The organism is Pseudomonas sp. HS-18, assembly GCF_020401845.1.
GTDB lineage: Bacteria > Pseudomonadota > Gammaproteobacteria > Pseudomonadales > Pseudomonadaceae > Pseudomonas > Pseudomonas nitroreducens.
Genome location: NZ_CP084413.1, coordinates 5728801 through 5747782, shown reverse-complemented (window position 1 = coordinate 5747782; position 18982 = coordinate 5728801). Strand labels below are relative to the sequence as shown.

Genomic DNA, 18982 nt, shown 5'->3' with positions numbered 1-18982 from the left:
TAAAAAATTTATTCTTGCCCGAAGCTGACCGACGAGCGGATTTCGCGCTTCAATAAGCACATGGCGATCCATACCCCTATATATAAGGTGACCGCACTTTAATGGCCGATTGGCAAAACCTCGATCCCGAGGCCGCCCGCGAGGCGGAAAAATACGACAACCCCATCCCCAGCCGTGAACTCATCCTGGCGCACCTCGCCGAGCGCGGCGCTCCCGCGACGCGGGCCCAGTTGCTGGATGAACTTGGCCTCTCCGGCGAAGAGCCGGAAGAAGCGCTGCGCCGCCGACTGCGCGCCATGGAGCGTGACGGCCAGCTCATCTATACCCGCCGTGGCGCCTATGCGCCGGTGGACAAGCTCGACCTGATCCTCGGCCGCATCGCCGGCCACCGCGACGGCTTCGGCTTCCTCATCCCCGATGACGGTAGCGACGACCTGTTCCTCAGCCCGACGCAGATGCGCCTGGTGTTCGACGGTGACCGCGCCTTGGCGCGTGTGTCGGGCTTCGATCGCCGCGGCCGCCGTGAAGGCGCCGTGGTGGAGGTGGTCGAACGCGCCCACGAGACCATCGTCGGCCGCTATTTCGATGAAAGCGGCATCGGCACGGTGGTGGCCGACAACCCGAAGATCCAGCAGGAAGTGCTGATCCCGCCGGGCAAGGCCGGCAAGGCCAAGCACAATCAATTCGTCCAGGTGCGCATCGACGTCTGGCCGAGCGTACATCGCCAGGCCCAGGGCGAAGTGGTGGAAGTGCTCGGCGACTACATGGCGCCGGGCATGGAAATCGAAGTCGCGCTGCGCAGCTACGACATTCCCCACACCTGGCCCGAGGCAGTGGAGAAGGAAGCGGCCAAACTCAAGCCTGAAGTGCTGGAGAAGGATAAAGAGAAGCGCGTCGACCTGCGCGCCCTGCCTTTCGTCACCATCGATGGCGAGGACGCCCGCGACTTCGACGACGCGGTCTACGCCGAAAAGCGCAAAGGTGGTGGCTGGAAGCTGTTCGTCGCCATCGCCGACGTCTCTCATTATGTGAAGGTCGGTTCGGCCCTGGATGAAGAGGCGGCCAAGCGCGGCAACTCGGTGTACTTCCCCGAACGCGTGATTCCGATGCTGCCGGAGATTCTCTCCAACGGCCTGTGCTCCCTGAATCCGCTGGTCGATCGCCTGGCCATGGTCTGCGAGATGAATCTCTCCAAGGCCGGCAAGATGACCGACTACCAGTTCTACGAGGCGGTCATTCATTCCCACGCGCGCCTGACCTACACCAAGGTCAGTCAGTACCTGGAAACCCCGGACAGCCCCGAAGGCCAGCGCCTGAAGGAACAACTGCCGGCGGTGGTGCCGCACCTCAACACGCTTTATGACCTGTACAAGGTCCTGGTCGGTGCGCGCCATGTGCGTGGAGCCATCGATTTCGAGACTCAGGAAACCCGCATCGTCTTCGGTGCGGACCGCAAGATCTCAGAGATTCGTCCGACCCAGCGCAACGACGCACACAAGCTGATCGAGGAATGCATGCTGGCGGCCAACGTCGCCACCGCCAAATTCCTCGAGAAGCACGCGATTCCGGCGCTGTACCGCGTCCACGACGGCCCGCCGCAGGAGAAGCTGAACAACCTGCGCCAGTTCCTCGGCGAGCTGGGGCTGACGCTGTACCGGGGCAAGGGCGATCCGACCCCGGCGGACTACCAGAAGCTGCTGGAGTCCATTCAGGGTCGCCCGGACCTGCAGCTGATCCAGACCGTGATGCTGCGTTCGCTGAGCCAGGCGGTGTACAGCCCGGAGAATGCCGGCCACTTCGGCCTGAACTACGAGGCCTATACCCACTTCACCTCGCCGATCCGTCGCTACCCGGACCTGCTGACCCATCGTGCCATCCGTGGCCTGATCCGCTCCAAGGCGGCTTCCGAACATGTGCAGCGCGTTGGCGCGGCCAGCATGCCCAAGGCGCGAATCTATCCGTACGACGAGGCGCGTCTTGCTCAGCTGGGTGAGCAGTGCTCGATGACCGAGCGCCGCGCTGACGAGGCGACCCGCGACGTCACCAACTGGCTGAAGTGCGAGTTCATGCGCGAGCGCGTGGGCGAGACCTTCCCCGGCGTGATCACCGCAGTGACCGGCTTCGGCATCTTCGTTGAACTGACTGACATCTACGTCGAAGGCCTGGTCCACGTCACCGCGCTGCCGGGCGACTACTACCACTTCGATGCCGTGCATCACCGCCTCGCGGGCGAACGTACTGGCCGCAGCTTCCGCCTGGGTGACGCCGTGGAAGTGGTCGTGGCGCGCGTCGACCTGGATGAGCGCAAGATCGATTTCGAGCTCTCCGACAACGTGCTCAGCGCGCCGATTGGCCGCAAGAAGCGTGGCGAGAAGGCCGAGCCGGTTGCCAAGGGCAAAGTGGCCAAGGGCAAGGCGCCCAAGGGCGCAGTTGCCAGGGAGAAGCCGGCCAAGGCCCGCGCCCAGGTGGCGGATGATCCGTTCTTCGCTCCCGACGTGGCCGTGGTGCCGTCGCACCAGCCGCGCAAGCGCAAGGTTGGCGTGGTCCAGGCGCTGCCGTCGGTGGCGCCGGATATGCTCGCCAAGGCCGAGGAGATGCTCGGCAATACCGATGTGCGCAAGAGCCGCGAAGTGAAGAAAGCGCTGCTCGAAGAGGCCAAGGTCGGCGGTAACAAGCCGGCGACCGGCAAGGGCAAGTCTGCGTCCGCCGCTGGCAAGCCGCGCAATCCGTCGAAGCAGAAGGCCCGGTCCGGCAAGTCAACCAAGCACCGCAAGGGGGCGTCGCAGCCCAAGGCGGGTGCATCGACCGGCACTCCGGCAGGCAAGGGTAAGGCGAAGAAATGAGTCAGTGGGAAAAGGTCTACGGGGTCCATGCCGTAGAAGCGTTGCTGCGCCATCACCCGAAGCGGGTCAAGCAACTGTGGTTGGCCGAAGGTCGGCATGATCCGCGCGTCCAGGCGCTGGTCGAGCTGGCCGGCCAGGTGCGCGTGCCGGTGGGTACGCGCGACCGCAAGGAGCTGGACGAGTGGGCCGAGGGCGTTCACCAGGGTGTGGTCGCCGAGGTCAGCCCGAGTCAGGTGTGGGGCGAAAACATGCTGGAGGAGCTGCTGGAGCGCTCCACCGGTCCCGCACTGCTGCTGGCACTGGATGGCGTGACCGATCCGCACAACCTCGGCGCCTGCCTGCGCACCGCCGATGCGGCGGGCGCGCTGGCGGTGATTGTGCCCAAGGACAAGTCTGCGACCCTCAACGCCACCGTGCGTAAAGTCGCCTGCGGCGCCGCCGAGGTGATCCCGCTGGTCGCCGTGACCAATCTCGCGCGCACCCTGGGGAAGCTTCAGCAGCGCGGGCTGTGGATCGTCGGCACTGCCGGTGAGGCGACCCAGATGCTCTACGAACTCGATCTCACCGGGCCGACCGTGCTGGTGATGGGCGCCGAGGGCAAGGGCATGCGCCGCCTGACCCGCGAGCACTGCGACTACCTGGCCAAGTTGCCGATGCAGGGCAGCGTGAGCAGCCTGAATGTCTCGGTGGCTACCGGTGTGTGCCTGTTCGAGATCGTCCGCCAGCGCCAGATCAAGGCTGGCGCCTGACGTCCCCACGCAAGGCGGCCGGCGCCGCCTTGCGCTGTTCAAAGTTTCACCAGTTTTCCTTGCGCCCCCTGGCACGCTTCTCTAGAATGTCGGCCCTTGCCGTCCTGGCAGGTGCTCGCGCGCCTTCTCTGGTGGCAAGGAAAAAATCATTCACTCCTTGTCTGACCGCTTAGTCGGCAGGCTGCAATCCGTAAGGAGCATTTATGCGTCATTACGAAATCGTGTTCCTGGTTCACCCGGACCAGAGCGAACAAGTCGGTGGCATGGTCGAGCGTTACACCAAGGCCATCGAAGAAGACGGCGGCAAAGTCCACCGTCTGGAAGACTGGGGCCGTCGTCAGCTGGCTTACGCCATCAACAACGTGCACAAGGCTCACTACGTTCTGATGAACGTCGAGTGCACCGCCAAGGCCCTGGCCGAGATGGAAGACAACTTCCGCTACAACGACGCCGTGATCCGTAACATGGTCATCCGTCGCGACGAAGCCGTTACCGGCCAGTCCGAAATGCTGAAGGCCGAAGAGAGCCGCAACGAGCGCCGTGAGCGCCGTGAGCGTCCCGAATCGAACGAGGGCGAGTCCGCTGACGGCGAAGATAGCCGCGACAGCGCTGACGAGTAATCCCGGACCAGTATTGAGGAGCCACACACATGGCACGTTTCTTCCGTCGTCGTAAATTCTGCCGTTTCACCGCTGAAGGCGTGAAAGAGATCGATTACAAAGATCTGAACACCCTGAAGGCCTACGTTTCCGAAACCGGCAAGATCGTTCCGAGCCGTATCACCGGCACCAAAGCCAAGTACCAGCGTCAGCTGGCGACCGCTATCAAGCGCGCCCGTTACCTGGCCCTGCTTCCCTACACCGACAGCCACGGCCGTTGATCGGGCAGTCGACTGGAATTGATGGATAGATCGCATGCGCGCATTGGCTGAATTTGTCATGCGAGGCCGCATGCAGGCGACCCTGGTGGTCGTCGCAGCCGCGGTACTGCAGCCTTTGTTCTGGCTCGGTGCCGCAGCAGGCAGTCTGGTGCTGTTGCGCCGTGGCGCCGGCGATGCCTTTGGCATCCTGGTGTGGGCGCTGCTTCCGGCACTGGCCTGGTGGTACCTGGGTGACCCCAGCGTGAGTCTGGTTCTGGTGGGTAGTGCCGTGCTGGCGCAGGTTCTGCGCAGCAAGGTGTCCTGGAATCAGGTGATGCTGGCGAGCGTTGTGCTCGGTGCGGTGTTCGTGCTGCTGCTCAGCACGGTGTCGGCCGGGTTGGTCGCAGGTCTGGCCGATGCATTCGGCAAGGCACTGCCGCAGGTTCTGGCCGAAGCCAAGCTTTCGCCGGAACAGATGGCCGCCCTGCAGGCGGAGATGGTTCCGACCATCACCGGCCTGATGGCAGCCTCGCTGCAGACGATCAGCCTGTTGTGCCTGATGCTGGCGCGTTATTGGCAAGCAGTACTGTTCAACCCGGAAGGGTTTGGCCGCGAGTTCCGTGCACTGCGTCTGTCGCCGGGCACGGCTGTAGCGCTGCTGGTCGGCGTTGTGGCGCTGCCCTTCGCAGGGCCCGCGGCCACCATGCTGGCGCCGCTGTGCATGATTCCGCTGCTGTTCGCCGGGATCGCACTGGGGCACGGCCTGGCCGCGCTGAAGAAGCTTCCGGGCTTCTGGCTGGCACCGCTGTACCTGCTGGTATTCGTACTGGGCAATGTGATCTGTCTTGTCGCCGTCGTCGACAGTCTGTTTGATTTTCGCGGTCGCCTGGCCAAGCGCCAGAAAGCTGCGAACGGTGAAGGTTAAAAGTTAAGAGGTAAGACTCAAATGGAAGTCATCCTGCTGGAAAAGATCGCCAAACTGGGCAACCTGGGCGACAAGCTGAACGTAAAGGGCGGTTACGCTCGTAACTACCTGCTGCCGCAGGGCAAAGCCACCGCTGCCACCGCTGCCAACGTCGCTGCTTTCGAAGAGCGCCGCGCAGAGCTGGAAAAAGCCGCTGCTGAGAAAAAAGCCGCTGCTGAAGCTCGTGCTGCCCAACTGGCCGAACTGATCGTGACCATCGGCGCCCACGCTGGCGACGAAGGCAAACTGTTCGGTTCGATCGGCACCCGCGACATCGCCGACGCCGTTTCGGCTGCCGGCTACCCGCTGGAAAAGAGCGAAGTTCGCCTGCCCGACGGCGCCCTGCGCGCTGTAGGCGAATACAACATCGAAGTGCAACTGCACATGGATGTTGATGCAACCCTGCACGTGGTTGTAGTCGCCGAGTAAGCGATCCGTCGCTAGGACGTTTCGCACATCTTGCATGGGCGAATCAGTCCGCTAACATCGGGCACGGTACTGAAATTCGGTACCGTGCCCTTTGTTTTTTCCGCCTTTGAATTTCTACGAAGAGCCCGCACGAAGCGCCCATGAACGACATCACCGTCCCCGAGCAATACGACCTGCAGACCGCTTCCCTCAAGGTGCCGCCGCACTCGATCGAAGCCGAACAGGCGGTGCTGGGTGGCCTGATGCTCGACAACAACGCCTGGGAGCGCGTCTCCGACGCCGTGTCCGATGGTGACTTCTACCGCCATGACCATCGCCTGATCTTCCGCGCCGTCTACAAGCTCGCCGAAGCCAACCAGCCGATCGATGTGGTGACGCTCTCCGAGCAGCTCGAACGCGAAGGGCAACTGCCCCAGGTGGGCGGCCTTGCTTACCTCGCCGAGCTGGCGAAGAACACGCCTTCGGTGGCGAACATCAAGGCCTACGCGGGCATCATCCGCGAGCGGGCCACCTTGCGGCAGCTGATCGGCATCAGCAGCGATATCGCCGACAGTGCCTTCAACCCCGAAGGGCGCAGCGCCAACGAAGTGCTCGACGAAGCCGAGCGCAAGATCTTCGAGATCGCCGAAGCGCGGCCCAAGACCGGCGGCCCGGTGGGCATCGGCGATATCCTGGTCAAGACCATCGACCGCATCGACCACCTGTTCAACACCTCGGACGCGCTGACCGGCATCACCACCGGCTTCACTGACCTCGACGAGAAGACCAGCGGCCTGCAGCCGTCCGACCTGATCATCGTGGCCGGCCGACCCTCCATGGGCAAGACCACCTTCGCCATGAACCTGGTGGAGAACGCCCTGATGCGCAGCGACAAGGCGATCCTGGTGTACTCGCTGGAGATGCCCTCCGACTCCATCGTGATGCGTATGCTCGCCTCGCTCGGGCGCATCGACCAGACCAAGGTGCGTACCGGCAAGCTGGACGACGAGGATTGGCCGCGACTGACCTCGGCGGTGAACCTGCTCAGCGACCGCAAGCTGTTCATCGACGACACCGCCGGCATCTCGCCCTCGGAAATGCGCGCGCGGACCCGTCGCCTGGCGCGCGAACACGGCGAGATCGGCATGATCATGGTCGACTACCTGCAGCTCATGCAGATCCCCGGTTCCGCCGGCGACAACCGGACCAACGAGATTTCCGAGATTTCCCGCTCGCTCAAGGCGCTGGCGAAGGAATTCAACTGCCCGGTGGTGGCGCTCTCCCAGCTCAACCGCTCGCTGGAACAGCGCCCCAACAAGCGCCCGGTGAACTCCGACTTGCGCGAATCCGGAGCGATCGAGCAGGACGCCGACGTGATCATGTTCGTCTACCGCGACGAGGTGTATCACCCGGAGACCGAGTTCAAGGGCGTCGCCGAGATCATCCTCGGCAAGCAGCGGAACGGCCCCATCGGCACGGTGCGCGTGGCCTTCCTCGGTCGCTACAGCCGCTTCGAGAACCTCGCGCCCGGCATGTACAACTTCGAAGACGAGTAACGATGCCGCATTCCGCGTGACCGACGGGCGCCTTAAGATAGGCGCCCGTTTTCATTTCAGAGGCCGCCATGCGCCCGCTCGTCGCCCACGTCGATCTTGCCGCCATTCGCCACAACTACGCCGTTGCCAAGCGCTGCGCACCTGGGCGCGAGGCTTTCGCAGTGGTCAAGGCGAACGCCTATGGGCACGGCGCTCGGGAGGTGGTGAGCTGCCTGCACGACGAGGCTGACGGCTTCGCGGTGGCCTGCCTGGAGGAGGCCGCCGAGGTACGCGCTCTGCATGCCGGCGCCCGCATCCTGCTGCTGGAGGGCTGTTTCGAGCCGGCGGAATACCTGATCGCTGTCCAGCTGCGCCTGGATGTGGCGGTGCAAGGCCCTGAGCAGGCCCAGGCGCTGCTCGCCGCGCAACTGCCCAGTGCGCTGAATGTGTGGATGAAGCTGGATACCGGCATGCACCGCCTGGGCTTCTCGCCCGAGGCGCTACGCGACTGGCATTCGCGCCTGCGCCAGGCGCCGCAGGTGGCGGAGCTGAACCTGATGAGCCACTTCGCCAATGCCGATGTGCGCGGCGACGAGCTGACCGAAGACCAGGTGGCCTGTTTCCTCAGTGTGCTGGACCTGGATTTCGACCTGCGCTCGCTGGCCAACTCTGCCGCCGTGCTGACCATTCCCGCCGCACACATGGACTGGGTTCGCCCCGGCATCATGCTCTATGGCGCCACGCCCTTCGCCGACATCGGCGCCGCTGAACTGGGCCTGCGCCCGGCCATGAGCCTGGAGGCGCGACTGATCGCCGTGCGCGAGGTGGCGGTGGGTGAGAGCGTTGGGTACGGCGCGACCTGGGTGGCCGAGCGGCCGTCGCGTATCGGCACGGTGAGTTGCGGCTACGCCGATGGATACCCGCGCCACGCGCCGAGCGGTACGCCGGTGCTGGTGGATGGGCGGCGCGCATCGCTGGCCGGGCGTGTCTCCATGGATATGCTTGCAGTGGACCTGACCGATCTGCCCGGCACCGCAGTGGGTGATCGCGTTGAGCTGTGGGGCGCCAACCTGCCGGTGGACGAGGTGGCCGCCCATGCCGGGACCATCGGCTATGAGTTGCTGACCAAGGTCACCGCCCGCGTGCCGCGCCGTTACCGCAGCTGATCAGGCACGGTCTTCGCTTTCCAGCCGTTCGTTTTCCAGCCAGAGATCGCTGGTTTCGCCGGCGGCCTCGCTGGCCATGGCGTAGGCCGCCCGGCCATTGCCCTTCACCTCGTAGAGCGCCTGGTCGGCGGCCTTGTAGAGCTTGCTGAACTGCATGGCGTGGCTGGGATAGATGGCCACGCCGATGCTCGGCGTGACGCGCAGCTCCAGGCTGTCGAACTTCACCGGCCGCGACAGTTCATTGAGGATGCGGCAGGCGATCTCCTTGGCGTGGCTCTCGGCATCGGGCCCGGAAATCAATGCTGCGAATTCGTCACCGCCCAGGCGCGCCACGCAATCACTGCCGCGCACGCACTGGCGCAGGCGGTTGCCGACGTTCTGCAGCATGAAGTCGCCCGCATCGTGCCCGTGGCTGTCGTTGATCGGCTTGAAGTGGTCGAGGTCGATCAGCATCAGCGCCAGGGTCTCGCCGTTCTGCTGGGCATGGGCCAGGGCGTGTTCGGCATGTTCCACCAGGTAGCGACGGTTCGGCAGGCCGGTCAGCGGGTCGTAGTGCGCGGCGTGTTGCAGCTGCACTTCGCGCTCGCGCAGCAGCTGGTTGCTCTGGGTGAGTTCGGCGGTGCGCTCGGCCACGGCTGTCGCCAGGTCTTGCTGGGCGCTCTGCATGAGGGTCAGGCGCGCGCTCTTCTCCCGATCCGCCTGCTCCAGTGCCTGCGCGCGCTCGCGCTTGAGGCCCTGGATTCGCGAGGTGAGGGCGAAGGAGAAGAGTACCGACTCCATCGCCACGGCGATGGGGAAGATGTACGAGGTCAATGGCGAGGGCTGCACCATGCCGGTGGCGCGCATCACCGAGATGCTCACGCTGGTCAGTACCAGGCCGAAGCCGAGCAGGTAGAGGAAGGCCGGGAACGAACCCTGGCGCCAGCGCACCACGGCACCGCCCAGCGCTGCCGGCACGCCGATCAGGGTGATCGCCACCAGCATCCAGCCGGCCACGCCGCGCAACTGCAGCGCGCCGAGGACGATGGTCAGCACGTACAGCGCGCAGTTCAGGTTCAGCAGCCAGTGCGACCAGCGCACGTAGCGGCGGGTCTGCAGCAGGGTGATGGTAAAGCGGTGTACGCAAAGGCCCCAGAGCGAGGGCAGGGTGATGCGGTCGAGCCACCAGGGCACCGGGTGATCGGGCCAGAAGTACTCGAAACCGTGGCCGCTCATGCCCAGGCTGAACAGCAGGGCGCTGGCGGTCGTCAGCACGTACCAGAAGTACGCCGGGTCGCGCAGGGTCAGCAGGATGAACAGGTTGTACAGCAGCAGGGCGGCGATCAGGCCGTAGATGAAACCCAGGAACAGGCTGGTATCGGCGCGATGGTCCTGCAGATCATCCAGCGACCAGATACGCAGCGGGAACGAATTGCCGGCGGGGTCGTAGACGCGGGCATAGATGCGCACCGGGCCGGTGCCTTCGGGCAGGTGGAAGAGCGGTCGGCGGTAGTCGCGGTCACGGCCCTGGGCGAACGGCACGGCCTCGCCGGACAGCGTTTCCCGGTAGATGCCCCGTTCGTCGGGTATGTAGAGGCGCAGGTCCTTCAGGTTGACGGCATCGACTTCCAGCCACCAGCCGCCCAGCGGCGCGGTACGGCGGTCCAGGTCCAGGCGCAGCCACCAGCCGTCAGGACTCTGGCCAACGCTGGTGCGGCCGTTGGCCGGAATGAAGTCGCGGCTGGTCTGCACGGCTGCCAGCGATAGCGGGCCGTCGCGCTCCTGCAGCAATTCGAGGTGATCATTGAGCCAGGCGCCGCTGGCCTTGTCGTCGAGTTCGAAGGCTAGCGCCGTGTGGCAGAACAGCAGGGTAAGCAACAGTACGATGGCACGACACACGACAGGCACTCCCTGGCCTGGGCGGGTTGGCCAGGCGTACTGCGGATAGTGGCTGAAGTATAGCCAGATGATGGCATTGGCAATCTACCGTCGGAAGGTTAAATCCCCCGTAAATCTGAGTTCGCTGGTCGGATTTGTACACTTTTTGTGCTATATTCCGCGCCCGCGTTTTTCCGCGATCCCTACTAGAGATACCCACGGTGCCCGTGATGCAAGCCGCCAAGCCGCTGTTCGACTATCCCAAGTTCTGGGCCGAGTGTTTCGGCCCGGCGCCGTTCCTGCCCATGAGCAAGGAAGAGATGGATCAGCTGGGCTGGGATTCCTGCGACATCATCATCGTCACCGGGGACGCCTACGTCGACCATCCGTCGTTCGGCATGGCCATTATCGGCCGCCTGCTGGAAGCCCAGGGCTTCCGTGTGGGCATCATCGCCCAGCCGGACTGGCGTTCGAAGGACGACTTCATGAAGCTCGGCCAGCCGAACCTGTTCTTCGGCGTGGCGGCGGGCAACATGGACTCGATGATCAACCGCTACACCGCGGACAAGAAAATCCGCAGCGATGACGCCTACACCCCGGGAGGCCTGGCCGGTCGTCGCCCGGATCGCGCCAGCCTGGTCTACAGCCAGCGCTGCAAGGAAGCCTTCAGCGATACCCCGGTCATCCTCGGCGGCATCGAGGCTTCGCTGCGCCGCATCGCCCACTACGACTACTGGCAGGACAAGGTGCGCCGCTCCATCCTGATGGACGCCACCGCCGATATCCTGCTGTACGGCAACGCCGAGCGCGCCGTGGTGGAGATCGCCCAGCGCCTGGCTGCCGGCGAGCGGGTCGAGCAGATCACCGACGTGCGCGGTACCGCCTTCGTGCGCCGCGACACTCCCGAAGGCTGGTTCGAGGTGGACTCCACCCGCATCGACCGCCCGGGCAAGGTCGACAAGATCATCAACCCCTACGTGAACACCCAGGACACCGCCGCCTGCGCCATCGAGCAGGAAAAGGGCGAGCAGGAAGACCCGAACGAAGCCAAGGTCGTGCAGCTGCTGGCACACCCGCGCCTGGAGCGCGAGCGTACGGTGATCCGCCTGCCGTCGTTCGAGAAGGTGCGCAGCGACGCGGTGCTCTATGCCCATGCCAACCGCGTGCTGCACCTGGAGACCAATCCGGGCAACGCCCGCGCCCTGGTGCAGAAGCATGGCGAAGTGGACGTGTGGTTCAACCCGCCACCCATCCCGATGAGCACCGAGGAAATGGACTACGTGTTCGGCATGCCCTATGCGCGCGTGCCGCACCCGCTGTATGGCAAGGAGAAGATCCCGGCCTACGAGATGATCCGTTTCTCGGTGAACATCATGCGCGGCTGCTTCGGTGGCTGCACCTTCTGCTCGATCACCGAGCACGAGGGGCGAATCATCCAGAACCGCTCCCATGAGTCGATCCTTGCCGAGATCGAGGAGATGAAGAAGGTGCCGGGCTTCACCGGTGTCGTTTCCGACCTGGGTGGCCCGACCGCCAACATGTACCGCATCGCCTGCAAGGACCCGGAGATCGAGCGTCACTGCCGCAAGCCGTCCTGCGTGTGGCCGGGCATCTGCGAGAACCTCAATACCGACCACTCCTCGCTCATCGAGCTGTACCGCAAGGCCCGCGCCCTGCCGGGTGTGAAGAAGATCCTGATCGCCTCCGGCCTGCGCTACGACCTGGCCGTGGAGTCGCCCGAGTACGTCAAGGAGTTGGTGACGCACCACGTTGGCGGCTACCTGAAGATTGCCCCGGAGCATACCGAGGAAGGCCCGCTGTCGAAGATGATGAAGCCGGGCATCGGTACCTACGACGCCTTCAAGCGCATGTTCGAGAAGTTCTCCAAGGAGGCCGGCAAGGAGCAGTACCTGATCCCGTACTTCATCGCGGCGCATCCGGGTACCACCGACGAGGACATGATGAACCTCGCCCTGTGGCTCAAGCGCAATGGCTTCCGCGCGGACCAGGTGCAGGCGTTCTATCCCTCGCCCATGGCCAGCGCGACCGCCATGTACCACTCGGGCAAGAACCCGCTGCGCAAGGTGACCTACAAGAGCGACGGCGTGACCATCGTCAAGAGCGACCAGCAGCGCCGTCTGCACAAGGCCTTCCTGCGCTACCACGACCCGAAGGGCTGGCCGATGCTGCGCGAGGCGCTGGAGCGCATGGGCCGTGCCGACCTGATTGGCAACGGCAAGCATCACCTGATCCCGACCTACCAGCCGCAGACCGACGAGTACCAGAGCGCGCGCCGCAAGAACTCCACCCCGGCCGGCAGCAAGAAGACCGGCAAGCCGTTGCTGACCCAGCACACCGGCCTGCCGCCGCGCGCCAGCAACGGCTCCAAGCCGTGGAACAAGGCCGAGGAAGGCAAGGCCAGCGGCTACGCCAAGGGCAAGAAGCGCACCACCAAGCGACAGCCCAATATTCCGCGCTGATTCGTCTGTACCGTGCTGTAAAAAAGGCGTGTCGCTAAGCGGTCACGCCTTTTCCTTTGAAGAACGCCACGTAAGCCTTGTCCACCTTCAGGATATGGTGGATCAGCCAGGCCTTGAGCAGCTCCAGGGCCTCGACCGAGACGACCTCGCCATCCTCGTGGCGGTACAGCAGGTCGATGATCTGCCGATTGAAACGATCGTGCTCGGCCCGGTGCGCTTCCTCCTCGGGATAGCCCAGGCGCTGGAACAGCACTTCCTCGACGATGAAGTGATTCATCGTGTACTCCACCAGTTGCTCCAGCAACTCGCCGATGGGCTGACCCTCGCCCTCCGGGCCGTTCAGGCTGTCGTACAGCGCATTGGTGAGGTCGACCAGCCAGCGGTGCTGTTCATCGATCCGCTCGATTCCGATCACGAATTCGTCGTTCCAGGGCATGAAGCTCATCCGTGCACTCCTTGGGTTGGAAGCGCAGATCATCCCGATCCGCCACCGCTAAACCCTGACGTCAATCAATCAAAGTGCGATGTGTCTGAAGGGCTGGCGTGGCGCGGGATGTAGGAGTATTCTCGGTCTTATTTGGTACGATAGTTCCATATCATAAAAACAAGACCGGAGCCCGCCATGCGTCTCGCCACTCTTTCCCTTCTCGCTCTCTCCGTTGCCCTGGCCGCCTGCGGCGAAGGTGACAAGCCCACCGCTGCCGTCAGCGCCGACTTCCAGAAAGACCTGCAGGCGCGCCTGATCAAGGCCAAGGCCGGCGATGTCATCGACATTCCCGCCGGCACCTACCACCTGGACCGCAGCCTGAGCCTGAAGGTGGACGGCGTGACCATCCGCGGCGCCGGGATGGACAAGACCATCCTCAGCTTCAAGAACCAGAAGGCCGGTGCCGAAGGCCTGTTCGTCGACGCCTCCGACTTCACCATCGAGAGCCTGGCCATCGAGGACGCCAAGGGCGACGGCCTGAAGGTCATCGGTGGCAAGAACATCGTCATCCGCAACATCCGCACCGAATGGACCAACGGCCCGGCTACCGAGAACGGCGGCTACGGCATCTACCCGGTACAGACCGAAAACACGCTGCTCGAAGGCAACGTCGCGATCGGCGCCTCCGACTCGGGTATCTATGTCGGCCAGTCGCGCAACGTGGTCGTGCGCAACAACCGCGCCGAGCGCAACGTCGCCGGTATCGAGATCGAGAACACCATCGGCGCCGACGTCTACAACAACGTCGCCACCGACAATACCGGTGGCATCCTCGTCTTCAACATGCCCAACCTTCCGCAGCCGGGACGCGGCACCCGCGTCTTCGACAACGATGTGCAGGGCAACAACCACGAGAACTTCGGCCACAAGGGCACGCCAGTGGCCAGCGTGCCGGCGGGCTCGGGCGTGGTGGTGAACTCCAACGATGACGTGGAGATCTTCGACAACAAGATCGGCAACCACAAGACCGCCAACGTCATCGTCAGCAGCTACTTCAGTACCGGTTATTCGGGCAAGGCCACCCAGCCCAACTTCGACCCGTACCCCGAAGGCATCTTCATCCACGGCAACACCTTCGGCCCGGGCGGCGACAGCCCCGACCACCTGGAACTCAAGGCCCTGAAGATCGCCAAGTTCGGTCTCAACGGGCGCCTGCCGGACATCCTCTGGGACGGCTACTTCAACGACAAGAAACTGGTCGACGGCAAGCTTCCGGAAGCCCTGGCCATCTGCATCGACAACGGCAACGCCGGTATCGTCAACGTCGACGGTCCCAACGGCTACAAGAACATCAGCACCGACATGAGCAGCCACCAGTGCAAGCTCAAGCCGCTGCCGAAGATCGAACAGGCCGGCCTCGGCGAGAAGGGCAACAAGGCATGACGAAACCCGCTCCGTTCCTGTTGCCGCTCGCCCTGGCCGCTGCCCTTGCTGGTGCACTGGCCGGGTGCGGGCAGGAGAGCAAGCCGCGTTATCAGCCCGAAGGTGATGATTACCCGGAAAAGCTCAGCGGCTGGGGCATGTTGCACCTGGCGGACGGCCACCTGACGCCGGCCGCCGAGGTGCTGCCGTATGACCTCAACACCCCGCTGTTCACCGACTACGCGCACAAGCTGCGCACCGTATGGATGCCCGAAGGCCTGTCGGCGCAGTACGCCGAGGATCGCTTCGACTACCCCGTCGGCACCGTGCTGACGAAGACCTTCTATTACCCCAGGGACGCCCAGGGCAACCTGCTGCAGAACAGCCAGGACGACCGCGACCCCAAGGCCGGACTGGACATGGGCAAGGTCCACCTGGTGGAAACCCGTGTGCTGGTGCGGCAGAAGGACGGCTGGGCGGCGCTGCCCTACGTGTGGAATGCCGACCAGAGCGAGGCGACGCTGGAACTCGCCGGCGACAGCCCGGCGCTGGAGTTGACCGCCGAGGATGGCAAGAAGACTGCCTTCACCTACATGGTGCCGGACGCCAATCAGTGCTCCGAATGCCACGCCGAGCAGAAGGGCGGCGGCATCGCTCCGCTGGGGCCCAAGGCGCGGCACCTGAACAAGGACTTCGCCTACGCCGAGGGCAGCGACAACCAGCTGCAGCACTGGCAGGCGCGCGGCTTCCTCAAGGGCTTGCCAGCGTTGGCGCAGGTTCCGCAGAACGCCTTGTGGGGCCATCCGCGTCCCGGTGAGGGGCTGGAGAAACAGGCGCGCAGCTACCTCGACGCCAACTGCTCGCACTGCCACAACCCCAAGGGCGCGGCACGCACTTCGGGCCTGCACCTCGACCCGCACACGCCGGTTTCCATCGCCTATGGCCTCTGCAAACCACCGGTGGCGGCGGGCGGCGGCACGGGCGGGAGGCTGGAGGACATCCACCCCGGCAGCCCGGAAAAATCGGTGCTCAGCTACCGGGTCGGCAGCGACAAGCCGGGCGACATGATGCCCGAGCTGGGCCGCACCCTGGTGCACCGCGAGGGGCTGGAACTGCTCAATCGCTGGATCGCCTCGCTACCCGGCGACTGCTAGCTCCATGGCGCCCGGAGCCCGCCGTGGCTCTGGGCTGCGCACTGCGACGAGCAAACCGCCGGGGCCGTGCTAGCGTTCATCTGGTCCCTTTCTCTCGCAGGTGCGCTTCCATGGACGATACGAACATCATCAACGTGGGTACGGAGAAGATCAACGCACTGTGGGCGACGGTTTCGCAGTACGCGCTCGCGTTCGGTGTGAAGATTCTCGTCGCCATTCTCTTCTGGGTGCTCGGTCGCTGGCTGATCAGCTTCGCCGTCAACCTGGTGGAAAAGGCGTTGGCCAAGCAGAGCGTCGATCCGACGGTGCTGCGCTACGTCGGCTCCTTCATCACCGTTACCCTGAACATCCTTCTGGTCGTCGGCATCCTCGGCTACTTCGGCGTGCAGACCACCAGCCTCGCGGCGCTGATCGCAGCCATCGGCCTGGCCATCGGCATGGCCTGGTCGGGCCTGCTGGCCAACCTCGCCGCCGGCGGCTTCATCATCGTGCTGCGCCCGTTCAAGGTCGGTGACTTCGTCACCGCCGGCGGTGTCACCGGCACAGTGAAGGAGATCGGCCTGTTCGCCACCGCCATCAACACCCCGGACAACGTCCTGACCCTGGTGGGCAACAACAAGATATTCAGCGACACCATCCAGAACTACACCCACAACCCCTACCGCCGTGTGGAGCTCAAGGCCCAGCTCTCCGGCGCCGCCGATTATGCGGCCGCCGTGGCGGTGCTCAAGCAGCGCGTCGCGGCGATTCCCAACGTGCTGAGCGACCCGCCGGTAGACGTGGAAATCCTCGAGTTCAACCTCGTCGGCCCCGTGCTTGCCGTGCGCCCCTACTGCCATAACGATGTCTACTGGCAGGTCTACTTCGACACCAACCGCACCATCAAGGAAGCCCTGGGCACCGACTTCCCGGCGCCGATGCCGGCGCAGACGGTGATCGTGCAGCAGTCGGCCAACGGCTGATCGCTACGGGATCGGAAAAGGCCACCGCAAGGTGGCCTTTTCTTTGGGCTCGCCGTGATGAGCGGTCGTGTCTCCGGGACCGGTGGTTTCCACCGTCGAAAGCCTTCCCGCGCCTGCGCCTGATCGCCTATTCGCGCGGAAATTTCCCGGCGATTTCGGCGCGCAGTCTGGCTGACCCGGCCCTGAAACACCTCGCACTCTAGAGATCGGAGCGCCGTCCCACGACGCCGCACAATCCGCTCAGCAGCGAGGCGAAACCATGCAAAGTCGCTTGCCGGCCAGGGGCTTCACCCTGGTTGAACTGCTCGTTTCGGTGGTGATCCTGTCCATCGGCCTGCTGGGGCTGGCGGGCCTGCAGAACGTCGGAGTCGCCGCCGGCTACAGTGCGTTGCAGCGCTCACAGGCTTCCTGGCTGGCCAGCGAGATGAGCGACCTCCTGCGGGCGAACCTGCCGGCGGCCCGCGCGGGCGCCTACGACCTTGCCTTTGCCGAGCCGACCGGAGATTGCCCGGCGGTTTCCGGCAGCAGTCGTGCGCAACTCGATCTCAGCCAATGGCGCAATACGGTCTGCACGGCGCTGGGCGGATCAGGCGGCGGCTCGGTGCGGGTGTTCCGCGGCGGCGAGCTGTACCGCGTGGAGATCGCTATCCGTTGGGACGACAGTCGTGCGCGAGGTCGGTGGCCCAGCGATGGCGAACGCTGGGAAACCTTTACCTATCGCACCTCACTCTGACATGGACGCCTCTGCCCAGCGCGGCCTGTCGTTGGTGGAATTGCTGATCACCATGGCACTCAGCCTGCTGCTCATGGCGGGTGTGATCGAAGTGCTGCTGAGCAGCAAGCAGACCTACCACGCCAGCCTTGCCCTGGCCGAGCTTCAGGAAAGCGGGCGTTTCGCCTTCGACATTCTCGCACAGGACCTGCGCACTGCCGGGTTCGTCAGTGCTTGCCCGTCCGGCGTGGTGAATGCCAGCGGGGCTGGCACCACGCAATTCGCCCTGGAAAGGGCGGGCATCGAAGGTTACGGCAGCGGCATGGCGGCGCCGGCCTGGTTGCCCTCCGGGAAACTGGCGAACACGGATGCGTTGTTGCTGCGTTATGTCGGCGAGCCCGCGCTTGCGGCGCGCTCGGTCGTCGGCAACCAGGTCACCCTGGCCTCCGCTGGTGCCTCGGCCGGGGCGTATTACCTGCTCTCCGATCTGCAGTCCTGCCTGCTGATGCGAAACGCCGGCAGTGCGAGCACCCTGGTCGCTAACCGCGCGTTGGGCCACTTCCTGGCCTCGGCCACTCGCGTCTATCCCTATCGCTACGCCATCTACTGGATCGGCAAGGGGGAAGGGGGCTCGCCGGGCCTCTTCGTCACCTACAACAGCGAGAGCAGCGACAAGCAACAGACCGACGAACTGGTCTCCGGCGTGGCGGGGCTAAGCCTGCGCTATGGCGTTACCGGCGAGGGCGGCGACGCCGTCGCGATCTACAAGACCGCGAGGGAGATGGCCGCTACCGACTGGCGCAGGGTGCGCACGGTGCGCGTCAGCCTGTTGTTGCAGAGCCTGACCCGCAACGTCGACGAGGCGTCGACTGCGCTGGTGTTCGACGGACGAACGCTGACCGCCAATACGGAGCGTCGCCTGCGTTTGGTGATGAGCAGCACCACTGTGCTGCGCAATGCCGTGCGGGCCGAATGAGGCGTTGGCGCGCCGAGCGCGGCGCAGTGCTGCTGGTCACCCTGGTGATGCTGTTGCTGCTGACGCTCATCGGGTTGGCCGGTATGCGCCTGGCGAGCCTGGAGGAGCGCATGGCGGGGAATCTGCGTGATCGTCAAATGGCATTTCAGGAAGCCGAATCTGCGTTGCGTGCGGGCGAACTGGCGGCACGCGATCTCTACAGGCGCGTTCATCTCGACGCCGTTGCTTATGACGTTGCCGCGGACATTTCGACAGGTGACGCAGGCACTCCGGATCTCGCGCGCCAATCGCGTTACCAATTGAAGTTCCTGCGGCTGCTGAATAACGAAGGATTGGAAGTCGGCATGGGCAGGGCTGCGTATGGCGTGGCAGTGGAGGTGAGCGCAACGGGCTACGGTGTGCGCCGCCAGCCCTCGGGCGAGCCGGTCTCCAGTGCGCGGTTGCGCAGCATCTACTTCATTCGCTGAC

17 protein-coding genes are annotated in these 18982 nt (G+C 64.5%); 15 read left to right on the top strand and 2 right to left on the bottom strand.

The window, feature by feature from the left end; all coding sequences use genetic code 11:
- The first annotated feature begins 101 nt into the window (after positions 1–101).
- The 8 genes from rnr (at position 102) to alr (ending at position 8524) form a co-directional block, all read left to right on the top strand.
- Positions 102–2843, top strand: a complete 2742-nt coding sequence (rnr, locus tag LDJ84_RS26825) for a ribonuclease R (protein WP_065085560.1) — start codon at positions 102–104, stop codon at positions 2841–2843.
- Complete coding sequence (gene rlmB / locus LDJ84_RS26820; RefSeq protein ID WP_226045611.1) at positions 2840–3592, top strand: 23S rRNA (guanosine(2251)-2'-O)-methyltransferase RlmB; 753 nt, start codon at positions 2840–2842, stop codon at positions 3590–3592. The genes rnr and rlmB overlap by 4 nt, the downstream gene beginning before the upstream one ends.
- A 203-nt stretch (positions 3593–3795) precedes the next feature.
- The gene (rpsF, locus tag LDJ84_RS26815) at positions 3796–4212 is read left to right on the top strand and encodes a 30S ribosomal protein S6 (protein WP_015479136.1); all 417 of its coding nucleotides are present in this window, start codon (positions 3796–3798) and stop codon (positions 4210–4212) included.
- Between the two features lie 29 nt (positions 4213–4241).
- Positions 4242–4472, top strand: coding sequence for a 30S ribosomal protein S18 (gene rpsR, locus LDJ84_RS26810; RefSeq protein ID WP_003095634.1), 231 nt, complete (start codon positions 4242–4244; stop codon positions 4470–4472).
- Between the two features lie 34 nt (positions 4473–4506).
- Complete coding sequence (locus LDJ84_RS26805; protein ID WP_037012089.1) at positions 4507–5376, top strand: hypothetical protein; 870 nt, start codon at positions 4507–4509, stop codon at positions 5374–5376.
- A gap of 21 nt (positions 5377–5397) precedes the next feature.
- Positions 5398–5844: a 50S ribosomal protein L9 gene (gene rplI, locus LDJ84_RS26800; protein WP_015479134.1), complete on the top strand. Its 447-nt coding sequence runs from the start codon at positions 5398–5400 to the stop codon at positions 5842–5844.
- 140 nt (positions 5845–5984) lie between these two features.
- Positions 5985–7379 (top strand): replicative DNA helicase, encoded by a 1395-nt coding sequence (gene dnaB / locus LDJ84_RS26795; protein WP_038803348.1) that lies wholly within the window; start codon positions 5985–5987, stop codon positions 7377–7379.
- A gap of 68 nt (positions 7380–7447) precedes the next feature.
- A complete protein-coding gene (gene alr / locus LDJ84_RS26790; protein WP_037012091.1) occupies positions 7448–8524 on the top strand; it encodes an alanine racemase in 1077 nt (358 codons plus the stop codon).
- Here the strand turns inward: alr and LDJ84_RS26785 are convergent, their stop codons facing one another.
- Positions 8525–10411 (bottom strand): diguanylate cyclase domain-containing protein, encoded by a 1887-nt coding sequence (locus tag LDJ84_RS26785; protein ID WP_376784693.1) that lies wholly within the window; start codon positions 10409–10411, stop codon positions 8525–8527.
- Between the two features lie 200 nt (positions 10412–10611).
- Between LDJ84_RS26785 and LDJ84_RS26780 the strand changes: the two genes are divergently transcribed.
- Positions 10612–12861 (top strand): YgiQ family radical SAM protein, encoded by a 2250-nt coding sequence (locus tag LDJ84_RS26780; protein WP_038803350.1) that lies wholly within the window; start codon positions 10612–10614, stop codon positions 12859–12861.
- Between the two features lie 34 nt (positions 12862–12895).
- Here the strand turns inward: LDJ84_RS26780 and LDJ84_RS26775 are convergent, their stop codons facing one another.
- A complete protein-coding gene (locus LDJ84_RS26775; RefSeq protein WP_024766012.1) occupies positions 12896–13306 on the bottom strand; it encodes a bacteriohemerythrin in 411 nt (136 codons plus the stop codon).
- A gap of 177 nt (positions 13307–13483) precedes the next feature.
- Here LDJ84_RS26775 and LDJ84_RS26770 point away from each other — a divergent pair, with 177 nt between their 5' ends.
- The 6 genes from LDJ84_RS26770 (at position 13484) to LDJ84_RS26745 (ending at position 18981) form a co-directional block, all read left to right on the top strand.
- Complete coding sequence (locus LDJ84_RS26770) at positions 13484–14731, top strand: parallel beta-helix domain-containing protein (RefSeq protein ID WP_024766011.1); 1248 nt, start codon at positions 13484–13486, stop codon at positions 14729–14731.
- The gene (locus LDJ84_RS26765) at positions 14728–15864 is read left to right on the top strand and encodes an SO2930 family diheme c-type cytochrome (protein ID WP_065085558.1); all 1137 of its coding nucleotides are present in this window, start codon (positions 14728–14730) and stop codon (positions 15862–15864) included. The genes LDJ84_RS26770 and LDJ84_RS26765 overlap by 4 nt, the downstream gene beginning before the upstream one ends.
- 110 nt (positions 15865–15974) lie before the next feature.
- Positions 15975–16826: a mechanosensitive ion channel family protein gene (locus LDJ84_RS26760; protein ID WP_024766009.1), complete on the top strand. Its 852-nt coding sequence runs from the start codon at positions 15975–15977 to the stop codon at positions 16824–16826.
- A 259-nt stretch (positions 16827–17085) separates the two neighbouring features.
- On the top strand, positions 17086–17559 hold the full coding sequence (gene pilV / locus LDJ84_RS26755; protein WP_065085557.1) for a type IV pilus modification protein PilV: 474 nt from the start codon (positions 17086–17088) through the stop codon (positions 17557–17559).
- Position 17560: 1 nt separating this feature from the next.
- Positions 17561–18514: a PilW family protein gene (locus LDJ84_RS26750; protein ID WP_065085556.1), complete on the top strand. Its 954-nt coding sequence runs from the start codon at positions 17561–17563 to the stop codon at positions 18512–18514.
- A 26-nt stretch (positions 18515–18540) separates the two neighbouring features.
- Positions 18541–18981, top strand: a complete 441-nt coding sequence (locus tag LDJ84_RS26745; RefSeq protein WP_065085555.1) for a PilX N-terminal domain-containing pilus assembly protein — start codon at positions 18541–18543, stop codon at positions 18979–18981.
- Position 18982 lies beyond the last annotated feature (1 nt).

Excerpts from the sequence above, each read along its gene's own strand:
- rnr (WP_065085560.1), top strand. The coding sequence starts at position 102 with ATGGCCGATTGGCAAAACCTCGATCCCGAGGCCGCCCGCGAGGCGGAA.
- rlmB (WP_226045611.1), top strand. The coding sequence starts at position 2,840 with ATGAGTCAGTGGGAAAAGGTCTACGGGGTCCATGCCGTAGAAGCGTTG.
- rpsF (WP_015479136.1), top strand. The coding sequence starts at position 3,796 with ATGCGTCATTACGAAATCGTGTTCCTGGTTCACCCGGACCAGAGCGAA.
- rpsR (WP_003095634.1), top strand. The coding sequence starts at position 4,242 with ATGGCACGTTTCTTCCGTCGTCGTAAATTCTGCCGTTTCACCGCTGAA.
- LDJ84_RS26805 (WP_037012089.1), top strand. The coding sequence starts at position 4,507 with ATGCGCGCATTGGCTGAATTTGTCATGCGAGGCCGCATGCAGGCGACC.
- rplI (WP_015479134.1), top strand. The coding sequence starts at position 5,398 with ATGGAAGTCATCCTGCTGGAAAAGATCGCCAAACTGGGCAACCTGGGC.
- dnaB (WP_038803348.1), top strand. The coding sequence starts at position 5,985 with ATGAACGACATCACCGTCCCCGAGCAATACGACCTGCAGACCGCTTCC.
- alr (WP_037012091.1), top strand. The coding sequence starts at position 7,448 with ATGCGCCCGCTCGTCGCCCACGTCGATCTTGCCGCCATTCGCCACAAC.
- LDJ84_RS26780 (WP_038803350.1), top strand. The coding sequence starts at position 10,612 with ATGCAAGCCGCCAAGCCGCTGTTCGACTATCCCAAGTTCTGGGCCGAG.
- LDJ84_RS26775 (WP_024766012.1), bottom strand. The coding sequence starts at position 13,306 with ATGAGCTTCATGCCCTGGAACGACGAATTCGTGATCGGAATCGAGCGG.
- LDJ84_RS26770 (WP_024766011.1), top strand. The coding sequence starts at position 13,484 with ATGCGTCTCGCCACTCTTTCCCTTCTCGCTCTCTCCGTTGCCCTGGCC.
- LDJ84_RS26765 (WP_065085558.1), top strand. The coding sequence starts at position 14,728 with ATGACGAAACCCGCTCCGTTCCTGTTGCCGCTCGCCCTGGCCGCTGCC.
- LDJ84_RS26760 (WP_024766009.1), top strand. The coding sequence starts at position 15,975 with ATGGACGATACGAACATCATCAACGTGGGTACGGAGAAGATCAACGCA.
- pilV (WP_065085557.1), top strand. The coding sequence starts at position 17,086 with ATGCAAAGTCGCTTGCCGGCCAGGGGCTTCACCCTGGTTGAACTGCTC.
- LDJ84_RS26750 (WP_065085556.1), top strand. The coding sequence starts at position 17,561 with ATGGACGCCTCTGCCCAGCGCGGCCTGTCGTTGGTGGAATTGCTGATC.